General features: G+C 71.9%; 21 protein-coding genes. 16 read left to right on the top strand and 5 right to left on the bottom strand.

The window, feature by feature from the left end; genetic code table 11:
* Window position 1: 1 nt before the first annotated feature.
* Entirely contained in the window at window positions 2-391 is a 390-nt protein-coding gene (locus CR938_RS05085; protein ID WP_162123958.1) for a rhodanese-like domain-containing protein, read from the bottom strand.
* A gap of 114 nt (window positions 392-505) precedes the next feature.
* Here CR938_RS05085 and CR938_RS05080 point away from each other — a divergent pair, with 114 nt between their 5' ends.
* From CR938_RS05080 to ubiA, 10 genes are all read left to right on the top strand, one after another.
* Window positions 506-1,777, top strand: a complete 1,272-nt coding sequence (locus CR938_RS05080; protein WP_162123957.1) for an NAD(P)/FAD-dependent oxidoreductase — start codon at window positions 506-508, stop codon at window positions 1,775-1,777.
* Window positions 1,778-1,807: 30 nt separating this feature from the next.
* Window positions 1,808-2,011 carry a YgaP family membrane protein gene (locus CR938_RS05075; protein ID WP_162123956.1) on the top strand — a complete coding sequence of 68 codons (204 nt, stop codon included), beginning with the start codon at window positions 1,808-1,810 and terminating at the stop codon, window positions 2,009-2,011.
* A gap of 7 nt (window positions 2,012-2,018) precedes the next feature.
* Entirely contained in the window at window positions 2,019-3,047 is a 1,029-nt protein-coding gene (locus tag CR938_RS05070; RefSeq protein ID WP_125112018.1) for an efflux RND transporter periplasmic adaptor subunit, read from the top strand.
* A gap of 1 nt (window position 3,048) precedes the next feature.
* Window positions 3,049-6,312 carry an efflux RND transporter permease subunit gene (locus CR938_RS05065; RefSeq protein WP_162123955.1) on the top strand — a complete coding sequence of 1,088 codons (3,264 nt, stop codon included), beginning with the start codon at window positions 3,049-3,051 and terminating at the stop codon, window positions 6,310-6,312.
* Window positions 6,309-7,013, top strand: a complete 705-nt coding sequence (locus CR938_RS05060; RefSeq protein WP_162123954.1) for a c-type heme family protein — start codon at window positions 6,309-6,311, stop codon at window positions 7,011-7,013. Before CR938_RS05065 ends, CR938_RS05060 begins: the two co-directional genes overlap by 4 nt.
* Window positions 7,010-7,489 (top strand): OsmC family protein, encoded by a 480-nt coding sequence (locus CR938_RS05055; protein WP_162123953.1) that lies wholly within the window; start codon window positions 7,010-7,012, stop codon window positions 7,487-7,489. The genes CR938_RS05060 and CR938_RS05055 overlap by 4 nt, the downstream gene beginning before the upstream one ends.
* Entirely contained in the window at window positions 7,486-7,941 is a 456-nt protein-coding gene (gene trxC, locus CR938_RS05050; RefSeq protein ID WP_162123952.1) for a thioredoxin TrxC, read from the top strand. Before CR938_RS05055 ends, trxC begins: the two co-directional genes overlap by 4 nt.
* Before the next feature lie 154 nt (window positions 7,942-8,095).
* Window positions 8,096-9,223 (top strand): NAD(P)/FAD-dependent oxidoreductase, encoded by a 1,128-nt coding sequence (locus CR938_RS05045; protein ID WP_162123951.1) that lies wholly within the window; start codon window positions 8,096-8,098, stop codon window positions 9,221-9,223.
* Window positions 9,220-10,074 (top strand): TlpA disulfide reductase family protein, encoded by an 855-nt coding sequence (locus tag CR938_RS05040; protein WP_162123950.1) that lies wholly within the window; start codon window positions 9,220-9,222, stop codon window positions 10,072-10,074. The genes CR938_RS05045 and CR938_RS05040 overlap by 4 nt, the downstream gene beginning before the upstream one ends.
* 85 nt (window positions 10,075-10,159) lie before the next feature.
* On the top strand, window positions 10,160-11,071 hold the full coding sequence (gene ubiA, locus CR938_RS05035; RefSeq protein WP_162123949.1) for a 4-hydroxybenzoate octaprenyltransferase: 912 nt from the start codon (window positions 10,160-10,162) through the stop codon (window positions 11,069-11,071).
* A gap of 7 nt (window positions 11,072-11,078) precedes the next feature.
* On the opposite strand, the gene CR938_RS05030 is transcribed toward ubiA, so the two are convergent.
* The gene (locus tag CR938_RS05030; RefSeq protein ID WP_246190982.1) at window positions 11,079-11,780 is read right to left on the bottom strand and encodes a ComF family protein; all 702 of its coding nucleotides are present in this window, start codon (window positions 11,778-11,780) and stop codon (window positions 11,079-11,081) included.
* Between the two features lie 86 nt (window positions 11,781-11,866).
* Between CR938_RS05030 and bioB the strand changes: the two genes are divergently transcribed.
* From bioB to bioC, 4 genes are all read left to right on the top strand, one after another.
* The gene (gene bioB, locus CR938_RS05025; protein WP_162123947.1) at window positions 11,867-12,895 is read left to right on the top strand and encodes a biotin synthase BioB; all 1,029 of its coding nucleotides are present in this window, start codon (window positions 11,867-11,869) and stop codon (window positions 12,893-12,895) included.
* A gap of 37 nt (window positions 12,896-12,932) precedes the next feature.
* On the top strand, window positions 12,933-14,129 hold the full coding sequence (gene bioF / locus CR938_RS05020) for an 8-amino-7-oxononanoate synthase (protein ID WP_162123946.1): 1,197 nt from the start codon (window positions 12,933-12,935) through the stop codon (window positions 14,127-14,129).
* A gap of 257 nt (window positions 14,130-14,386) precedes the next feature.
* Window positions 14,387-15,151, top strand: coding sequence for a pimeloyl-ACP methyl ester esterase BioH (gene bioH / locus CR938_RS05015; RefSeq protein WP_162123945.1), 765 nt, complete (start codon window positions 14,387-14,389; stop codon window positions 15,149-15,151).
* A gap of 11 nt (window positions 15,152-15,162) precedes the next feature.
* On the top strand, window positions 15,163-16,047 hold the full coding sequence (gene bioC, locus CR938_RS05010; protein WP_162123944.1) for a malonyl-ACP O-methyltransferase BioC: 885 nt from the start codon (window positions 15,163-15,165) through the stop codon (window positions 16,045-16,047).
* A gap of 112 nt (window positions 16,048-16,159) precedes the next feature.
* Here the strand turns inward: bioC and CR938_RS05005 are convergent, their stop codons facing one another.
* The 3 genes from CR938_RS05005 to CR938_RS04995 are packed head-to-tail and all read right to left on the bottom strand — an operon-like array spanning window position 16,160 to window position 18,009.
* On the bottom strand, window positions 16,160-16,585 hold the full coding sequence (locus CR938_RS05005) for a ketosteroid isomerase-related protein (protein ID WP_162123943.1): 426 nt from the start codon (window positions 16,583-16,585) through the stop codon (window positions 16,160-16,162).
* Window positions 16,586-16,627: 42 nt separating this feature from the next.
* Window positions 16,628-17,170, bottom strand: coding sequence for a YdcF family protein (locus CR938_RS05000; protein WP_246190985.1), 543 nt, complete (start codon window positions 17,168-17,170; stop codon window positions 16,628-16,630).
* A gap of 50 nt (window positions 17,171-17,220) precedes the next feature.
* Window positions 17,221-18,009, bottom strand: a complete 789-nt coding sequence (locus CR938_RS04995) for a pyridoxal-phosphate dependent enzyme (RefSeq protein ID WP_162123941.1) — start codon at window positions 18,007-18,009, stop codon at window positions 17,221-17,223.
* 118 nt (window positions 18,010-18,127) lie between these two features.
* Here CR938_RS04995 and CR938_RS04990 point away from each other — a divergent pair, with 118 nt between their 5' ends.
* Both CR938_RS04990 and mnmG read left to right on the top strand, forming a co-directional pair.
* The gene (locus tag CR938_RS04990; protein ID WP_162123940.1) at window positions 18,128-18,733 is read left to right on the top strand and encodes a hypothetical protein; all 606 of its coding nucleotides are present in this window, start codon (window positions 18,128-18,130) and stop codon (window positions 18,731-18,733) included.
* A gap of 184 nt (window positions 18,734-18,917) precedes the next feature.
* Window positions 18,918-20,807 (top strand): tRNA uridine-5-carboxymethylaminomethyl(34) synthesis enzyme MnmG, encoded by a 1,890-nt coding sequence (gene mnmG / locus CR938_RS04985; protein WP_162123939.1) that lies wholly within the window; start codon window positions 18,918-18,920, stop codon window positions 20,805-20,807.
* Window position 20,808 lies beyond the last annotated feature (1 nt).

Here is a 20,808-nt window from a genome sequence, read left to right as displayed (position 1 = left end):
GTCATTCCATGCTCACGGACAGGTCTGCATTGCGCCACGCCTCGAAGCCGCCGGCAAGCGAACACACGTCGGTGAAGCCCAACTGCCGCAGGCTGTCGGCGGCCAGCGCGGATCGCCCGCCCGTCCGGCAGTACAGCACCACACGGCGGGACGGCACCGCCAAGGCTTCGTCCGCGACGCAGCCCATCGCCGGATGCGCATGGATCTGGAACTCGAGCACGCCCCGCGGCAGGTTGACCGCGCCCGGCAGGTGGCCCTGCGCGTACTCGTCCGGTTCGCGGACGTCGACCAGCACGAGGTCGCCCGCAAGCGTGTCCACCAACTCTTCCAAGGAAATCTCGCGGATTCTCGAACGTGCCTCAGCCACCAAGTCTTCGACAGTACGGGACATTGCTGTGTTCCAACAACATTAGTTGACTATAATATACGGTATTGCTAATTTAGATACAACTGGCTAGACGAGACCCATTTCCCGGGTCGGATCCGGCGCCTGGGAGGGCATCCAATGACGCACATCGTGGTACTGGGCGCGGGCATCGGTGGCATGAGCGCTGCCTACGAACTGCGCGGCACGCTGGGCTCCGGCCCGGACATCACCGTGGTCGGTGAGGGCGACCGCTTTTCGTTCACTCCGTCCAATCCGTGGGTGGCAGTGGGCTGGCGGAAGCCAGCCGACGTGGAGATGCCGGTCGCGGCCTATCTGGCGAAGAAGAAGATCGCCTTCGAAGGCGCCGGCGCCGAGAAGGTGGAACCCGATGCCAACCGCATCGTGCTGCGCGACGGGCGCACGCTGGACTACGACTACCTCGTCATCGCCACCGGCCCGCGGCTGGCGTTCGACGAAATCCCTGGCCTCGGCCCGGACGGCGGCTTCACCCAGTCGATCTGCACCACCCCGCATGCCAGCACCGCGTGGGAGGCCTACCAGGCCTTCCTGCAGGACCCCGGCCCGATCGTGGTCGGGGCCGCGCCCGGCGCCAGCTGCTTCGGCCCGGCCTACGAGTTCGCGATGATCCTCGACCGCGACCTGCGCAAGCGCAAGCTGCGCGACAAGGTGCCGATGACCTACGTCACTCCCGAGCCGTACATCGGCCACATGGGCCTGGGCGGCGTGGGCGACTCCAAGGGCCTGATGGAAACCGAATTCCGCCAGCGCCACGTCCACTGGATCACCAACGCCAAGATCACCGCCGTGCGCGATGGCGAGATGGAGGTGGCCGAAGTGGACGAGGACGGCCAGCCGAAGAAGACGCACGTGCTGCCGTTCAAGTATTCGATGGTGCTGCCGGCGTTCACCGGCGTGCCGGCGGTGCGCCAGGGCGAAGGCCTGTGCAATCCGCGCGGCTTCATCCTGATCGACAAGCACCAGCGCAACCCGGCCTATCCCAACATCTATTCGCTGGGCGTGTGCGTGGCCATTCCGCCGGTGGAAGCCACGCCGGTACCGACCGGCGCGCCCAAGACCGGCTTCATGATCGAGTCGATGGTCATCGCAGTGGCGCAGAACATCCGGGCCGACCTGAAGGGAGAGCCTGCGACCGCCGAGGCGACGTGGAACGCGATCTGCCTGGCCGACATGGGCGACACCGGCGCGGCCTTCGTGGCGCTGCCGCAGTTCCCGCCGCGCAACGTGACCTGGGCCAAGGTCGGCTACTGGGTGCATCTGGCCAAGGTCGCGTTCGAGAAGTACTTCATGATGAAGATGAAGTCCGGCAACACCGAGCCGATCTACGAGAAATACGTGCTGAAACTGCTCGGGATCACGCGCACGCGCTGATCCTCCACCACACCTTGAGGAAACAACACCATGAACCTCGACCGAGCCGTCCTCGCCTTCGCCGGCGCCATGGTCCTGCTGAGCCTGACCCTGGCCCATTTCCATTCGCCGCTGTGGCTGTGGTTCACCGCCTTCATCGGCCTGAACATGCTGCAGGCCAGCGTCACCGGCTTCTGTCCCGCCGCCATTGTGTTCCGCAAGCTCGGCGTCCCCAGCGGCTGCGCGTTCAAGTGAGGCCGGCATGCCGATGCTTCACGCCCGACTCCTGCTCCCGGCGGCACTGGTCATCGCGCTCGGCGCCTGTGCCGGCGACGTGGCCCCGCCGGCGCCCGCCCCCGGGGCGCCCGTCGGGCTGGCCACGCTACGGGTGGAGGCCGGCCGGCCGTCGGCCCACGCATGGGATGGCGTGATCGAGGCCGAGCGCCAGGCCGTGCTGTCGGCGCAGACGGCGGGCCGCGTCGCCGAGGTCGCGCACGACGTCGGTGACCACGTGCCCGCGGGAGCACTGCTGGTGCGGCTGAGCGCGGTCGAGCAGCAGGCCGGGGCGGACGCCGCGCGCGCGCGCGTCCGCCTGGCCGAGGCCACGTACCGGCGCATGGCCGAGCTGGCCAGGGATCGCTACGTCTCCGGGATGCAACTCGACCAGGCCCGCGCCGAACTCGACGCCGCCCGCGCGCAACTCGCCGAACTGGAACAGCAACGCGCGTACACGGTCGTCCACGCACCCTACACGGGCTTCGTCAATGCGCGCCACGTGCATCCAGGCGAGAGCGTGGGCATCGGCCAGCCGCTGATGGCGATGTTCGAACCCGGTGCGATGCGCATTGAGGTCAGCGTGCCGCAGTCGGATGCGGAAGCGATCCGCCGCGACCCGGTGGCATCCGTGCGCCTCGACGACGGCCGCACCGTCGAAAGCGCCGACGTGACCGTGTTCCCGGCCGCCGATGCCGCGAGCCATTCGGTCCGGATCCGGGTGAGGCTGCCGCCGCTCGACCCGCCGCCGTGGCCGGGCACAACCGCGAAGGTATCGTTCCGCTCCACGGCCGGCGAGGCGTTCCCGCGGATCCCCGCTTCCGCGCTGGTCCGCCGCGGCGAAGTCAACGCCGTGTACGTGCTCAAGGACGACCGCCTGTCGCTGCGCCACGTGCGCCCCGGCGGGCAGGAGGGCGACGCGGTGGAGGTGATCTCCGGGCTCGAACCGGGCGAGATTATCGCCGTCGACGCAACCGCGGCACGGCGGGCCCTGGTCGCCGCACGCGGGAAAGACTGACATGGCGACGGCAGGCGATATTCCGCTGGGCCTGTCCGGACGCATCGCGCGTCAGTTCCAGGACAGTCCGCTAACGCCGATCCTGGCGCTGCTGGGCCTGCTGCTCGGGTTCGTGGCGGTGATGATCACGCCGCGCGAGGAAGAACCACAGATCGACGTGACCATGGCCAACGTCATCGTGCCCTTCCCCGGCGCCGATGCGCGCCAGGTCGAGCAGCTGGTGACGTTCCCGCTGGAGCAGAAGCTGTCCGAGATCGAGGAGATCCGGCACACCTATTCCACCAGCCGCCCGGGCATGGCTCTGGTCACGGTGGAGTTCGAGGTCGGAGTGAAACGCCAGGCTGCGCTGGTGCGGCTCTACGACAAGGTCCTTTCCAACCAGGACTGGCTGCCGCGCGACCTCGGCGCCGGGCCCGCGGTCGTCAAACCCAAGGGCATCGACGATGTGCCGGTGATGGCGCTGACGCTGTGGAGCGACGATCCCCACTATGGTCCGCGCGAGCTAGCAGAAGTCGCGCACACGCTGGAGACGGAACTCAAGCGCGTCCCAGGCACGCGCGACATATATACCATCGGCGCGCCGGACCGGGCGATGCTGGTCACGCCGGATCCGGCACGGCTCGCAGCGCACGGGCTGACCCTGACCGACCTCGCCGACGCGCTCCGCGCGGCCAACGTCGTGCGCCATGCCGGAAACCGCACCGGCGCGGAGGGCGTCGTGCAGGTGACCTCCGGGCAGTTCCTCGCCGGGCGCGGGGACGTGGCCGAACTGGTGCTGGGCGTGTCGGGCGGGCAGCCGGTGCGCATCACCGACGTGGCCACGGTGACCGATGCTGCCGACGCGCCGTCGAGCTACGTCTGGCACGGCGCCCCGGCCGGCCGCGACGGCCCCGAAGCCGGCGTCGCCCCCTCTGTCACCCTCGCCATCGCCAAGAAACCCGGCAGCAACGCCGCCGACATCACCCAGGCCGCGCTGCGCCGCGTGGACGTGCTGCGCGGACAACTGATTCCCGACGGCGTGCATGTCGAGGTCACCCGCGACTACGGCCTGACCGCCAGCGACAAGGCGCAGACGTTGATCAAGAAATTGATCTTCGCCACGCTCTCGGTGGTGCTGCTGGTGCTGTTCGCGCTGGGCCGCCGCGAGGCCATCGTGATCGGCAGCGCGGTGATCCTGACCCTGTCGGTGACGCTGTTCGCGTCGTGGGCGATGGGCTTCACCCTCAACCGCGTGTCGCTGTTCGCGCTGATCTTCTCGATCGGCATCCTGGTCGACGACGCCATCGTGGTGGTCGAGAACATCCACCGGCACATGAGCCAGGGTGGCAAGACCCTGCGCGAGGCGATCCCGCCGGCGGTGGACGAAGTCGGCGGCCCGACCATCCTCGCCACCTTCACCGTGATCGCGGCGCTGATGCCGATGGCGTTCGTGACCGGGCTGATGGGCCCGTACATGCGCCCGATCCCGATCAACGCCTCGGTCGGCATGCTGCTGTCGCTGATGATCGCGCTGGTGGTCACGCCGTGGCTGTCGCTGAAGCTGCTGCGCCGCCACGCCGCCGACCACGCAGCCAACGATGCCGTCGGTCACGGCGGCCACGGCCATGCCGAAGGCACGATGGCGGCGAAACTGCACCGCCTGTTCGAGCGCACGATGGGCCCGTTCCTTGATGCCGACCGCGGTGCCCGCCGCCGCCACGCGCTGTTCGCGGCCATGGCCGCGCTGGTGCTGCTGGCCGCGAGCCTGGCGGTGTTCAAGCTGGTGGTGCTGAAGATGCTGCCGTTCGACAACAAGTCGGAATTGCAGATCGTGGTCGACCTGCCCGAAGGGCGCACGCTGGAAGACACCAGCGCATTGCTCGCGGAACTGGCCGCGGTACTCGATGACACGCCGGAGGTGCTCCACTACCAGGGCTACGTGGGCACGTCCGCGCCGATCAACTTCAACGGCCTGGTGCGCCAGTACGACCTGCGCCAGGGCGCCAACGTCGGCGACCTGCAGGTCAACCTCGTGGACCGGCGGGAACGCGAGCGCAAGAGCCACGAGATCGCGCTGGCGCTGCGGCCACGACTGGCTGAGATCGGCCGCCGCCATGGCGCCTCGGTCAAGGTGGTGGAAGTACCGCCCGGCCCGCCGGTGCTGTCGCCGATCGTGGCCGAGGTCTACGGCCCGGATTACGCGCACCAGCGTGCCGTGGGCCGCGCGCTGGAACAGCGATTCCTCGACACCGAGGGCATCGTCGATGTCGACACCAGCATCGAGGCCGACGCCGCACGCGACGTGATCGTCATCGACCGGGTGCGCGCCGCGCGCCTGGGCGTGTCGCAGGCGGCCATCGCCGAGGCCATTGCCGCCGGCCTCTCGGGCAGCGATGCCACCTGGGTGATCGACGGCAGCAGCAAGTATCCGCGGCCGATCCGGCTGCGCCTGCCGGTGGCCGGGCAGGCCTCGCTCGACGGCCTGCTGGCGCTGCGCGTGCGCGGCGGCAACGGCCAGCTGGTGCCGCTGTCGGAGCTGGTCACGGTGCAGCGCACGCCGTGGGACGGCGCGATCATGCACAAGGACCTGCTGCCGGTGGTGTACGTGATGGGCGACGAAAGCGGCACCGTCGACAGCCCGCTGTACGGCATGTTCGACCTGGTCGGGCAGGTGGCCGACAACGCCATCGACGGCCAGCACCTGTCGCAGCACTACATCGCGCAGCCGGCCGACACCAGCGGCTTCTCGATCAAGTGGGACGGCGAGTGGCAGATCACCTGGGAGACCTTCCGCGACATGGGCATCGCCTACGCCGCCGGCATGGTGCTGATCTACCTGCTGGTGGTGGCGTACTTCCGCAACTACATCGTGCCGCTGGTGATCATGGCGCCGATCCCGCTGACCGTGATCGGGGTGATGCCCGGCCATGCGCTGCTCGGCGCGCAGTTCACCGCGACATCGATGATCGGCATGATCGCGCTGGCGGGCATCATCGTCCGCAACTCGATCCTGCTGGTGGACTTCGTCGACCACCTGCTCGCCCGGGGACACACCCTGGAAAGCGCGGTGGTGGAGGCCTGCGCGGTGCGCGCCCAGCCCATCGCTCTGACCGCGGTGGCGGCCATGGCCGGCGCGTTCTTCATCCTCGACGACCCGATCTTCAACGGCCTGGCCATCTCGCTGATCTTCGGCATCCTCGTCTCGACGGTGCTGACGTTGGTGGTGATTCCGTTGCTCTACTACGCGCTGCTGCGGCAGCGTGCCCCCAAGGAGGCTTCCACATGAACAAGAGGGCATTTCCCCCCGCCGCGCTGGCCGCATGTCTCGTGTTCGCCACGACGGCCTGCGCACCTGGAACCGATCAGGACGCCGCCCCCGAACGACCGATGCAGGCGCAGGGCGATCCCCTTCCCCCGCCCGCGCCTGCATCGGCCACTTCCACCACCGATCCCGCCACCGATCCGGCGCTCGACCGCGCGAAGGCCGCGGCGATGGCGTTCAGCGGACAACTGCGCGGCAAGCTGCAGGCGGCGATGCAGGCCGGCGGCCCGACCGCGGCGGTCGAGGTCTGCCACGCCGAAGCACCGGCCATCGCCGACGCGGTGATGGCCGAACACGGCGTGCGGCTGGGGCGCGTGGCGCTGCCCGGCCGCAACCGCCATCCGGCGCAGGCCGCGCAGGATTGGCAACTGCTGACGCTGGACCTGTTCCAGCAGCGCGTGTCCGGCGGTGAAGCCGCCGCCGACCAGGTGGCAGTGATCCGCGAGCACCTGCCCGACGGCATCGCGCTGCGGATGATGCGCGGCATCGCCACCGAACCCGGCTGCCTGGCCTGCCACGGCAGCGAGGTGGCCGAACCGGTCCGCGCCGCGATTGCCGAACGCTATCCGGACGACCACGCCACCGGCTTCGCCGTCGGTGACCTGCGCGGCGCGCTGTGGGTGGAAGTCCCCGCCGACGCCGGCACCACGGGAGACACGCCATGAGCACCGACACTCCGATCCGCATCCGCCTGGAGCAGGACAGCGACTACGCCTTCCGCATCCTCTTCGACGACACCGCGCTCGATCCGCTGCTGACCGACGAACCGGCGCCACTGGGCCACGACCGCGGGCCCAACCCCTCGCGCCTGCTGCTGGCCGCGGTGGCCAACTGCCTGGCCGCCAGCCTGCTGTTCGCGTTGCGCAAGCACCGCAACACGCCCGGCCCGCTGCACGCGGAAATCTGCGCGTTGCCGACGCGCAACGAACAGGGCCGCTGGCGCATCGCTTCGGCGAAGGCCACGCTGCACCTGCCCGGCCACAACGCCGATTACCACAACCTCGACCGCGTGTTGGCACAGTTCGAGGACTTCTGCGTGGTCACCCAGAGCGTGCGCCAGGGCATCAATGTGGAAGTCCGCGTGGTCGATGGCGAAGGCCGCGTGCTGCTGGGCGACAAGAGTTTCGAGGCCGGGGCATGAACGCGGCCAACGCCCTGCAGGTCGCCTGCCCGCAGTGCAACGCGATCAACCGCATGCCGCAGGCGCGGCTCGGCGATGCGTCGCAATGCGGTCGCTGCGGCAAGCCGCTGTTCGACGGCCATCCGGCCACGCTCGAAGGCGTCGATGGCTTCGAAGCCCACGCCTCCAAAAGCGACCTGCCGCTGCTGGTCGATTTCTGGGCACCGTGGTGCGGCCCGTGCCGGATGATGGCACCGCATTTCGAAGCCGCGGCGGCACAGCTGGAACCGGCGCTGCGACTGGCCAAGGTCGACACCCAGTCGCAGCCGGAGCTGGCGCATCGCTTCGACATCCGCAGCATTCCCACGCTGGCCCTGTTCCGGCAGGGCCGCGAACTGGCACGCCTGTCCGGCGCGATGCCGTCGGCCGTGATCGTGCGCTGGGCACACGCGCAGCTCGCGCACGCGCAGTAAGGCGATGGCCGTGTCCCGACGTCGCGCCTTGCTGTGGCTGGCCGCCGGTCTGGGTGCGCTCGGCCTTGCCGGCGTGCGCTGGCGCGACCGGGCGGCCTCGACATCCTCCGCGTTGGTCCGCCCGGCGCCTCTTTCCGCAGCACAGGGCCACGCCATGACCCGCATCGTCATCCTCGGCAGCGGCTTCGCTGCGCTCACCGCCCTGCGCAAGCTGCGCGAACTGCGCGTCGACGCCGAGATCACCGTGGTCTCGCCGCGCAACGAACTGGTCTACCTGCCCAGCCTGATCTGGCTGCCGTCGGGCGAGAAGACCGGCGACGACCTGCGCATCCCGCTGGCCGGCTTCTTCCAACGCATGCGCGCGCGCTGGTACCCGGGCAGCGTGCAGCAGGTGCTCGACGGTGGCCGCCGTGTGGTCACCGACACCGGCGAGCTGGCCAACGACGTGCTGATCCTCGCCACCGGCGGGCGCTACCTGCGCAAGCTGCCGGGCATCGAACACGCGATCATTCCCTGCGAAGGCATCGCCAGCGCCGAGGCCATCCGCGACCGCCTGGCGGCAATGGACGGCGGCACCATCGCAGTCGGGTTTGCCAGCAACCCGAAGGAGCCCGGCGCGGTGCGCGGCGGGCCGATGTTCGAATTCCTGTTCGGCATCGACACCCTGCTGCGCCGGCAGGGGCGGCGCGAACAATTCAAGCTGGTGTTCTTCAACCCGTCGCAGGAACCCGGCCAGCGACTCGGCCCGTCCGCGGTGCGCAAGCTGCTGGCGCGCATGCGCGCCCTCGGCGTCGACACCCACCTCGGCCACAAGCCGGTGCGGTTCGAGGCCGGCAAGGTGGTGACCGAAGGCGGCGAGATCCCCGCCGACCTGATCCTGTTCATGCCCGGCCTCACCGGCCCGGCGTGGCTGGACGACAGCACGTTGCCGCGTTCGGACGGCGGCTTCGTCGCCGCCGACGCGCAGTGCCGCGCACGCGGCCTGGACCGGGTGTACGTGGCCGGCGACATCGGCAGCTATCCCGGCCCGGACTGGATGGCCAAGCAGGCGCACCAGGCCGCCCTGCAGGCCGAAGCGGTGGCGAAGAACATCGCCGCCGGACTGCACGGCGAACCGGCCGACCACGGCTTCAAGACCGAGCTGGCCTGCATCGTCGATTCGCTCGACGGCGGCCTGCTGGTCTATCGCAGCGAATCGCGCACCTTCACGTCACCGAACTCGCGCATGCTGCACTGGCTCAAGCGCCGGTTCGAGGACCGCTACCTCAAGGTCTACCGTTGAATTCGCTGGGCCCGTTCCCGATGCGCGCGGTGCTGGTGGCCGGCGCCGGGTTGCTGGCGTGGTGGCTGGTGCGCGTGCTGGCCCGGCGCATGGGCGGCGCCGTCGATGCCTCCGTGCCGAAGCTGGCGGCCGCGTTGTTCACCGACGCGTTCTTCGTCGGCCTGCTGGCGGCGCGGCTGGGCTACGTGCTGCGCTGGTGGCCCGAATACGCCGCGTCGCCGTGGTCGGTCGTCGCCATCGGCGACGGCGGTTTCCTGTGGTGGATCGGCCTGCCGGCGGCGCTCGCGTTCACGTGGTGGCGCACGCGGCGGCAGACGCGGCTGCGCCGTCCCGTGTTCGCCGGCCTCGTCGCCGGGCTGCTGGCGTGGTTCGCGCTGACCGGCACGCTGTCGCTGCTGCAACGCTCGGCGCCGCCCCTGCCCGATATCCCCGCCGCCACGCTGGACGGTGCGCCGGTGAGGCTGGCCGAGCGCAGCGGCAAGCCCGTGGTGCTCAACCTCTGGGCGACCTGGTGCCCGCCCTGTCGCCGCGAGATGCCGGTGTTCGCCGATGCGGCGCAACGTTATCCCGGTCTCGACATCGTGCTGCTCAACCAGGGTGAGGACGCGGCCACCGTGCGCAATTTCCTCGAACGGCAGGGGCTGGCGTTGCACGAACAGGTGCTGCTCGATCCGCCATCGCAAGCGATGCTTGCCACCGGCACCCGCGGCCTGCCGACCACGCTGTTCTTCGATGCCAATGGCCGTCTCGTCCACACCCACATGGGCGAACTGACCCGCGCCAGCCTGGCCGACACCCTGCGCAAGCGTTTCGGCACACATGTCGCCAAACAGTCCGAAGCCAAAGAATGAGCAGGCGATTGTCTCCCACCAAATTAAAGTCGACTGGCCTTGGATGAAGGGCTGAAGCCGAAGCAAGCTGATACGCTACTCCGCCATGGGTTATGAACGCTACGAACCGCCGATCACCGCGCCGGTGCCTCGCTGGCGCGAGCGCCTGGGCCAGTACTGGAGGCTGATGCGGGGCGACCGCCCCATCGGCGTGCTGCTGCTGCTGTGGCCGACCTGGTGGGCGCTGTGGCTGGCCGCCGGAGGCCTGCCGGACCCGTGGACGCTGTTCGTGTTCACCGCCGGCGTGTGGCTGACCCGCTCGGCCGGCTGCGTGATCAACGACTACGCCGACCGCTGGCTGGACCCGCAGGTCGAGCGCACCCGCGACCGCCCGCTGGCCACCGGCGCAGTGTCCGGGCGCGAGGCGCTGGCGGTGTTCGCGGTGCTGATGCTGGTGGCCTTCGGCCTGGTCCTGACCATGAACCGGCTGACCGTGCTGCTGAGCTTCGTCGGCCTGTTCCTGGCGGCCACCTACCCGTACCTCAAGCGCTACACCTATCTGCCGCAGGTGTACCTGGGCATGGCCTTCGGCTGGGGCATCCCGATGGCCTTCGCCGCGGTGCGGGGCGAGGTGCCGGCGCTGGGCTGGCTGCTGTACTGCGCCAACATCCTCTGGTCCACCGCCTACGACACCTGGTACGCGATGGTGGACCGCGAGGACGACATCCGCGCCGGCTCCAAGTCCACCGCCATCCTGTTCGGCGAGCTGGACCTGGTGATCCAGGGCGTGCTGTACGCGCTGCTGTTCGTGGCCCTGGCCTTGGCCGGACGCCAGGCGCAGCTGGGCGCCGCCTACTGGACCGGCCTGGCCGTGGCGGCGGCGCTGGTGGCCTGGGAGTTCTGGATCGCCCGCCGGCGCGAGCGCGGTCCGTGCTTCCGCGCCTTCCTGCACAACAACTGGGTGGGGCTGGCGGTGTTCGCCGGCATCGCCGCCCACTACCACCTGCCGGCCGCCTGAGCCGGCCTCACGGCACCCGCGCGCACACCCAGGCGTCCACCCGCACCACCCCGGCGCGGCGCAGGGCCTGCGCGGCCGCGTGCAGGGTGGCGCCGGTGGTCATCACGTCGTCCACCAGCGCCACGTGCGCCGGCAGCGGCCCGCCGCGGACGGCGAAGGCCCCGCGCAGGTTGGTCCGCCGGGCGGTGGCGTCCAGCGCCGACTGCGCCGCGGTGGCGCGCACCCGGTGCAGGCGGCCGTCCAGCAGCGGCAGGCCGAGCCGGCGCGCCAGGGGCCGGGCCAGTTCCAGCGCCTGGTCGTAGCCGCGCTCGCGCAGCCGCGCCCGGTGCAGCGGCACCGGGACCAGCGCCTGCGGCCGCTCCGCCCCGGCGAAGGCCGCGGCCATCAGGGTCGCCAGCAGGCGGCCGGCGGCCAGGTCGCGGTGGAACTTGTGGCGGGGCAACAGGCGGTCCACCGGCGCGGCGTAGAGGAGGGCCGCGCGGACCTCGTCCAGCGGCGGCGGCCGGCGCTGGCAGGGGCCGCACACGCCCGCTTCCGGCAGCGGCAGGGCACAGCGCCGGCAGGCGGCCGTCGGCACCGGCAGCGCGTCCCGGCAGGCGGCGCACAGGTCCAGGCCGCCGCTGCCGGCCTCGCCGCAGACCAGGCAGCGCGGCGGCAGCAGGGCCAGGGACAGGGCGTGCAGGAGCCGGCGCAGGCTTCCGTAAACCATTTCCATTGTATTTGGGTTGACAGGATCGGGCCGGATTTCCAGACTGCCCGGCTTCGGCCGCCGGCCGCAGTCGGAAAACCTCCCCCATGCCTTCGGAAATCCGCCACGACTGGCGCCGCGAGGAACTGCTGGCGCTGTTCGACCTGCCTTTCCCCGAGCTGCTGTTCCGTGCCGCCAGCGTCCACCGCGCCCACTTCGACCCGGCCGCCGTGCAGGTTTCCACCCTGCTTTCGGTCAAGACCGGCGGCTGCCCGGAGGACTGCGCCTACTGCCCGCAGGCGCAGCGCTACCACACCGGGGTACGGGCCACGAAGCTGATGGAGGTGGAGGCGGTGCTGGAGAAGGCGCGCCAGGCCCGCGCCGCCGGCGCCAGCCGTTTCTGCATGGGCGCGGCCTGGCGCAGCCCGAAGGACCGCGACATCCCGAAGGTGGCCGAGATGATCCGCGGGGTGAAGGCGCTGGGCCTGGAGACCTGCGCCACCCTGGGCATGCTCAGCGCCGAACAGGCGCAGGCGCTGAAGGACGCCGGCCTGGACTACTACAACCACAACCTGGACACGGCGCCGGAGTTCTACGGGGACATCATCCACACCCGCCAGTACCGGGACCGCCTGCAGACCCTGGAGCACGTGCGCCGGGCCGGGCTGAAGACCTGCTGCGGCGGCATCGTCGGCATGGGCGAGAGCCGCGAGCAGCGCGCCGGCCTGCTGCAGGCCCTGGCCAACCTGCCCGAGCATCCGGACTCGGTGCCGATCAACCGCCTGGTGCAGGTCGAGGGCACGCCACTGCACGGCACCGCCGAGCTGGATCCGTTCGAGTTCGTGCGCACCATCGCGGTGGCGCGGATCGTGATGCCGCGCTCGATGGTGCGGCTGTCGGCCGGCCGCGAGGGCATGAGCGAGGAACTGCAGGCGCTGTGCTTCCTGGCTGGCGCCAACTCCATCTTCCACGGGGAGAAGCTGCTGACCACGGGCAACCCGGACGCCGCGCGCGACCAGGCCCTGTTCGCGCGCCTGGGCCTGCGGCCGCTGCCTCCAGACGAGTGTGACCGGCATCACGGAACCCGGACGGACGCCGGCGTTACCGTGCACGCCGGCATCACCGCGCCGGCCTAGGCTGGCCGCACATCCTCCGGGGGGGAAGGACCGCACCATGCATCGCATCGACATCCACGACCGCGTCCGGGCGCAGCGCGCCGAACGCGTGGCCCGGGAGCGCCAGCGCCAGCGCCGCACCGTGACCCGGCGCGACGGCGTGCGCCTGGAGGTGGACGGCCGCTGGCTGACCGGCTTCTGCAGCAACGACTACCTGGGGCTGGCCACCCAGTTCGAGGTCGGCGCCGCGCTGCAGGACGCGGCCGCGCGCGAGGGCGTGGGCGGCGCCGCCTCGCACCTGGTCTGTGGCCACCACGCCCTGCACGAGCAGCTCGAGCGCGAGATGGCCGAGTGGCTGGGCGTGCCGCGCGCGCTGCTGTTCGGCTCCGGCTTCACCGCCAACCTCGCGGTGCAGCAGGCGTTGCTGGGCGATGAGGACGTGTGCGTGCAGGACCGGCTCAACCACGCCAGCCTGATCGACGCCTCGCGCCTGGCCGGCTGCCGCCTGCGCCGCTACCCCCATGCCGACGCGGAAGGGGCGATGCGCCAGCTGCGCAACGCTCCCGGCGGAGCGGCCATGCTCGCAACCGACGGGGTGTTCAGCATGGACGGCGACGTGGCCCCGCTGCGTGCGCTGGCGCTGGCGGCGCGCAGCCAGCAGGCGCTGTTCTACGTGGACGACGCCCACGGCATCGGTGTACTCGGCCCGGAAGGCCGCGGCAGCGTGGCCGAGGCCGGACTGACGGTGGAGGACGTGCCGCTGCAGCTGGCCACCCTGGGCAAGGCCCTGGGTGGGCTGGGCGCGGTGGTGGCCGGCGACGCCGACCTGGTCGAGCACCTGGCCGGCACCGCGCGCCCGTACCTTTACACCACCGCGTTGCCGCCGGCCGTGGCCGCGGCGACGCTGGCGGCGGTGCGCCTGGCCCGCCGCGACGAATGGCGGCGCGAGCGCGTGCGCGAGCACGTGGCCCGCTTCCGTGAGGCGGCCTCGCGCGAGGGCCTGGAGCTGGTGGCCTCCTCGACGCCAATCCAGCCGGGGCTGTGCGGCAGCGAGGCGGCGGCGCTGGCCATGTCCCGGGCGCGGGAGGAGGCCGGTTTCCTGGTCGCCGCGATCCGCCCGCCGACGGTGCCGGAAGGCGGCTGCCGCCTGCGCGTGACCCTGACCGCGGCGCACACCCGCGACCAGGTGGAGCAGCTGGTGCAGGCCCTGGCCGCCGCCCGCGATCGCACCGCCGCCGCCGTGGCCATCGCCTGACCCCTCTGCAGGAGCCGCGCAGGCGGCGACGCGCCTCTCCGTCGCGACCGATGCAGCTTCGCCGGGAGCGTCGACGGCGCAACAGGCGCCTCCTGAAAAAGGCGCCGTCGCGGGCCGCGGTGGAACGCCGGCGCCGGATGCACCGGCCGGGTCGCCGCCTGCGCGGCTCCTGGAGGTACACGGACACCCGCGCCGCGGCCCGGGTGGCGTTCAGCGTGGCGGTGTCGCCCGCCCCCCCCATCGGAGACAATTGCCCCATGCATATCGAAACCCTCGGCAGCGGCCCCGATCTGGGGCTGATCCACGGCTGGGCCCTGCACGGCGGCGTGTTCGCGCCGCTGGCCGAACGCCTGGCCCCGCGCTACCGCCTGCCCCTGGTGGACCTGCCCGGCCACGGCTACAGCCGCGACGCCGACGAGCCGCTGGACCCGGGCGTGGTGGTCAGCCAGGTGTCCGCGCGCACCCCCGAGGCCGTGTGGCTGGGCTGGTCGCTGGGCGGCCTGTTCGCCCTGCGCGCGGCCGCGGCGCTGCCTTCCGTGCGTGGCCTGGTCATGGTCGCCGCCACGCCGCGCTTCGTGCGTGGCCCGGGCTGGGAGCACGCGGTGGAGCCGTCGGTGTTCGCCAGCTTCGGCGAGAACCTGGCCAGGGATTACGGCGGCACCCTGGACCGCTTCATCGCCCTGGACACGCTGGGATCGGAGCATGGCCAGAGCGAGCTGCGTGCCCTGCGCGCGCTGTTGCACGCGCGCGGCCAACCCAGCCCGGAGGCGCTGCAGGCCGGCCTGGGCCTGCTCGAGCGCAGCGACCTGCGCCACGCCCTGCCCGAGCTGCGCGTGCCCAGCCTGTGGCTGGCCGGCCGGCGCGACCGCCTGGTGGACCCGCGCGGCATGGCCGAGGCCGCCGCGCGCGCGCCGGGTGCGCGCTTCGTCGAGCTGGCCGGCGCCGGCCATGCGCCCTTCCTGGGCCATGTGGACGCGGTGGCCGCCGAGCTGGACGCGTTCATGGCCGGCATCCGCTTCTGAGGTGCAGGCCGATGCCCGGGTCGTTCGATTTCCGCCACGTCCGCCGCGCCTTCTCGCGCGCCGCCGCCGGCTACGACGCGGCCGCGGTACTGCAGCAGGAGGTGCGCACGCGCCTGCTGGAGTCGCTGGTCTACCTGGACGACCGCGCGCCGGCGGTGGTGGTGGACGTCGGTTGCGGCACCGGCCACGCCGCCGCGGCGATGAAGAAGCGCTGGCCCGGGGCCCGGGTGATCGCCCTGGACCTGGCCCTGCCGATGCTGCAGCAGGCCAGGCGCCAGGCCGGCTGGTGGCGGCCGTTCGCGCGGGTGTGCGCCGACGCGCGCGCGCTGCCGCTGGCCGAGGGCAGCGTGGACGTGCTGTTTTCCAACCTGTGCCTGCAGTGGGTGGACGACCTGCAGGCGGTGCTGGCCGGCTTCCGCCGCGTGCTGCGCCCGGGCGGGATGCTGCTGGTGTCCACCTTCGGTCCGCAGACCCTGGCCGAGCTGCGCGAGGCCTTCGCCGCGGCCGACGAGCAGCCGCACGTGAGCCCGTTCGCCTCCATCGCCGAGTTCGGTGATGCGCTGATGGCCGCCGGCTTCCGCGATCCGGTGCTGGACCGCGACCTGTTCAACCTGACCTACCCGGATCTGCCGGCGCTGATGCGTGAGCTGCGCGCGCTGGGCGCGACCAACGCCCTGGCCACGCGCCGCCGCAGCCTCACCGGGCGCGGCCGCTTCGCCCGGGCGGCCGCGGCCTACGAGCCGCTGCGCGATGCCGACGGCCGCCTGCCCAGCACCTGGGAGGTGATCTACGCCCAGGCCTGGGGCCCGGAACCGGGCGCGCCGGTGCGCCAAGGCGGCCAGGAGATCGCCGCCGTGCCGGTCTCGCGCATCCCGATCCGCCGCCGCAGCCCGTAGGACCGCCCGCGCCGCCCCCTGCGCTCGGTGCGGCGCATCCGTCGCGTCGCCGCTGGCGCGGCTCTACGGACGCCCGGGGCCGGAAACCGCGGCGGGACCGCAGCGCGCTGTGTCAGCGCGAGACCTGGGCGATCCAGTCCTGCAGGTTGTAGTAGTTGGTCACGCGGGCGATGCGGCCGTCGCGCACCTCGAAGAAGGCGCCGCCGGGCAGGACGTAGCGCTGGCCGCGGGCCGGGGGAAGGCCCGCGTCGTCGCGCAGGTACTCGCCGTGCACCACGTACTCGGCGGCGGCGCGGCTGCCGTCGGCGCTGGCCATCACCACCACCTCGTGCAGCTGCTCGCGGTAGCAGGTGTCCATGCGCCGCATGAAGGCGGCGAAGGCCTCGCGCCCGGTCTCGCGCGCGCCCTGGTTGAGGTCGTGGACCACGTCCTCGGCCAGCAGGTCGAGCATGGCGGCACGGTCGCCGCGGTTGAAGGCGTCGTAGTAGGCCCGGACCAGCGCGATGGCGGCGTCCTGGCGGGAGGTGTCCTGGGTCATGCGTGACTGCGATGGGAAGGGGGCGCCATGATACGGCGCACCTCAGCCGGTGTGCACCACCAGGTCGCGGTGGAAGAAGTAGACCTCCTGCAGCAGGAAGCGCCACTGGGTCTGGATGGTGCGGAAGCGGGTGCTGGGCGTGGGCGAGCCGACCGCCTCGATCCCCAGCTCGCGGCACAGCCGCAGGGCGCGGGCCATGTGCAGCGGGTCGCTGACCACGATGGCGCGGTGCAGGCCGTGCTCGCGCATCAGCCGCCGCGCCTCCTGCAGGTTCTGGCGGGTGGTGCGCGAGGTGGTCTCGATCAGGATGGCCGACTCGGGGATGCCCTGGCGCAGGGCGTAGCGCCGCGCCACCTGCGATTCGGAGAAGCGCGCACCGGTGCCGTAGCCGCCGGTGAACAGCAGCACAGGGGCGTAGCCCTGGCGGTACAGCGCCAGGCCGTGGCGGATGCGTTCCTCGAACACCGGCGAGGGCCGCGCGTCGTAGGCCGCCGCGCCCAGTACGATGATGGCGTCGGCCGGCTGGGCCTGGTCGCGCTGGCCCACCCATACGATCCAGGCGGCCACCCCGGCCAGCCACAGCATTGCCAGCAGCAGCAGCCGCCACAGCCAGCGCCACCGGCCCGGGCGCCGCTTCAGGCGCGCCACGGCAGCGCCTCCAGGTCGACGTTGCCGCCGGTCAGGACCACGCCCACGCGCAGGCCGGCGAAGCGTTGCGGCTGCGCCAGCACCGCCGCCAGGGCGATGGCCGAGGAAGGTTCCACCACCTGTTTCAGTTCCTGCCACAGCAGGCGCATCGCGGCGAGGGTGGCGGCATCGTCCACCACCGCCGCCTCGGCGCCGGCCGCCTGCAGGATGCGGAAGTTGGGCTCGCCCAGTACCGCGCGCAGGCCGTCGCACACGGTGTCGGGCACGAAATCCGTCTGCCGTACGCCGGCGACCAGGGCGCGGGCGGTGTCGGCGGCGCCGGCCGGCTCGGCCAGCACCAGCCGGCAATCCGGCGCGGCCGCGGCCAGGGCCAGCGCGGTGCCCGCGGCCAGGCCGCCGCCGCCCACCGGCACCACCACCGCGTCCAGGCTGCCGGCCTGCTGCAACAGCTCCAGCGCCGCCGTGCCCTGCCCGGCGATCACCCGCGCATCGGCGTATGGATGCACCAGGGTGGCGCCGGTCTCGGCCTGCACCTGCACGCAGGTGGCCTCGCGCGCGGCGTGGTCACCCATTCCTCGGGCAACCACGGCGCCGCCCTGGCCATCGCCGCGCAGCTTGAACGCGCCGCCGGGCTGCAGGTGTTCGGCCTTGAAGACCAGGGTGCAGCCGGCCAGGACGTCCAGGGCGCGGGAGCGCAGCACCGGGGTCACGGCCACATGGCCGGCGATGCGGGCGGCGGCGTCCAGGACGTCGCCGGCGGCGGGAAGCTCATCCATGGACCAAGGTTAACGTATCCACACGACCGGTTTTTCCCGTGCACGTGCGCCGCGCCGATTAAGCACGTATTCAAAGCGTGGCCACCACTCTGGCCTTCCATCCCAAGGGGGACCGCCCATGAAACTGCGACTGCTCACCGGCCTGGCCATCGCGATGGCGCTGGGCGGCTGCGCGAGCTACGGCTACGTGGGCGCGGGCGGCGGTTACTACAGCGGCTATCCGGCCACCACCTACCGCTACGACGTCCACGGTGCCGCCTACCCCTACTACCCGTACTACACGCCGGGCTGGTCCCTGGGGCTGGGCTACTACGGTGGCGGCTACTACCCATACCCGCGCGTGATCCACCACTACCACCGGCCGCCCGCGCACGGGCCGCGCCCGGATGGCGGCCACCGGCCGCCGGGTCCGGGTGGCGGTCCGTCACACCACCCGCCGCCGCCTTCGTCCGACCGGGATGGCGACCGCGCGCCGTGGCGCGACCTGGACCGGGTGCGCCGGGCCAAGGAATCCCCCCTGCACCGTCCGCCCTCCGGCGGCAGGCCTGTGGCCATGTCCGCCGGCCAGGCCGGTCCGGCGCCGGCCAGCATGGGCCGGCCGATGCCGGCCCGGGTCGAGCGCGCCGCTCCGGCGCCGCGTCCGCAGGCCGTCCGCGGCACGCCGTCGTCCGTTCCGCGGCAGGGGCGTGCAAGGACTGCGACGGGTCGCACACTCGAGCCCTGAGCCGGCGCTTGCGCCTGCCGCCGAGCTGGCCCAAGCTAGGCGCGCCTTGCAGCATGTGACCGGATGCGTCGGTTTCTGACGCAACCGGTACATACCGGTCCATGCCGATGTCCGGCGGGGAGACACTGGATCCCCCCTGTTCCGGCCCTGTCGGACATCGGCACCCTTCGCGCCGCCGCCCGCCATGAACGCTTCCTTCGACCGCTACGACGTCATCGTGATCGGCGGCGGCCACGCCGGCACCGAGGCCGCGCTGGCCGCGGCCCGCACCGGCGCGCGTACCCTGCTGCTGACCCACAACATCGAGACCGTGGGCGCGATGAGCTGCAACCCGGCCATCGGCGGCATCGGCAAGGGCCACCTGGTCAAGGAGATCGACGCCCTGGGCGGGGCCATGGCCCGCGCCGCCGACCTGGCCGGCATCCAGTGGCGCACGCTCAACGCCTCCAAGGGCCCGGCGGTGCGCGCCACCCGCTGCCAGGCCGACCGCGCGCTGTACCGCGCCGCGATCCGGCGCATGGTCGAGTCCCAGCCCAACCTGCAGGTGTTCCAGGCGGCGGTGGACGACCTGCTGATCGAGGGCGACACCGTGCGCGGCGCACTGACCCAGACCGGGCTGCGCTTTCATGCCCGGGCGGTGGTGCTGACCGCCGGCACCTTCCTGGCCGGCAAGGTCCACATCGGCCAGACCACCTACGCCGCCGGGCGCATGGGCGATCCGCCGTCGGTGACCCTGGCCGCGCGCCTGCGCGAGCGGCCGTTCGTGGTCGAACGACTGAAGACCGGCACGCCGCCGCGCATCGACGGCCGCACCTTGGACTACTCGGTGATGGAGATGCAGCCGGGCGACGACCCGCTGCCGGTGATGTCGTTCCTGGGCCGGGTCGAGGACCACCCGCGCCAGGTGCCGTGCTGGATCACCCACACCACCCCGCGCACCCACGAGATCATCCGCGGCGCGCTGGACCGCTCGCCGCTGTACACCGGGCAGATCGAGGGCATCGGTCCGCGCTACTGCCCCTCGATCGAGGACAAGGTGGTCCGCTTCGCCGACCGCGACAGCCACCAGGTCTTCGTCGAGCCGGAGGGCCTGGACGTGGTGGAGATCTACCCCAACGGTATCTCCACCTCGCTGCCGTTCGACGTGCAGCTGGAGCTGGTGCGCTCGATTCGCGGTTTCGAGAACGCGCACATCACCCGCCCCGGCTACGCCATCGAGTACGACTTCTTCGACCCGCGCGGGCTCAAGCCCACCCTGGAGACGCGGCTGGTGGCCGGCCTGTTCTTCGCCGGCCAGATCAACGGCACCACCGGCTACGAGGAGGCCGCGGCGCAGGGCCTGCTGGCCGGACTCAACGCCGCCCGCTTCGCCCGCGGCGAGGAGGGCTGGTGCCCGCGCCGCGACCAGGCCTACATCGGCGTGCTGGTGGACGACCTGATCACCCACGGCACCAACGAGCCGTACCGCATGTTCACCAGCCGCGCCGAGTACCGGCTGCAGTTGCGCGAGGACAACGCCGACCTGCGCCTGACCGAGACCGGCCGCCGCCTGGGTCTGGTGGACGACGCGCGCTGGGCGCGGCTGTGTGCCAAGCGCGAGGCCATCGAACGCGAGACCGAGCGCCTGCGCGGGCTGTGGGCCACCCCCGGCAACGCCGTCGGCCGCGAGGTGGAGGCGGTGCTGGGTGTGGCGGGCAGCCGCGAGGCCCGCGCGCTGGCCCTGCTCAAGCGCCCGGAGCTGGACTACGCGGCGCTGATGCGGGTGCCGTCGCTGGGCCCGGGCGTGGACGACGCGCAGGTGGCCGAACAGGTGCAGATCGGGGTCAAGTACGCCGGCTACCTGGACCGCCAGCGCGAGGAGATCGAGCGCCAGCAGCGCCACGAGCAGACCCCGATCCCGGCCGACTTCGACTACGCCGCCGTGCGCGGCCTGTCGGCCGAGGTGCGGCAGAAGCTGGAACAGGTGCGCCCGCTGAGCATCGGCCAGGCCCAGCGCATCCCCGGCATGACCCCGGCGGCGATCTCGCTGCTGCTGGTGCACCTGGAGCGGCAGCGCCGCGCGCGCGTGGCCTGAG

Source organism: Pseudoxanthomonas taiwanensis, from assembly GCF_010093135.1.
GTDB classification, from domain to species: Bacteria; Pseudomonadota; Gammaproteobacteria; order Xanthomonadales; family Xanthomonadaceae; genus Pseudoxanthomonas; species Pseudoxanthomonas taiwanensis.
This window is presented reverse-complemented; position numbering and strand designations above follow the sequence as displayed.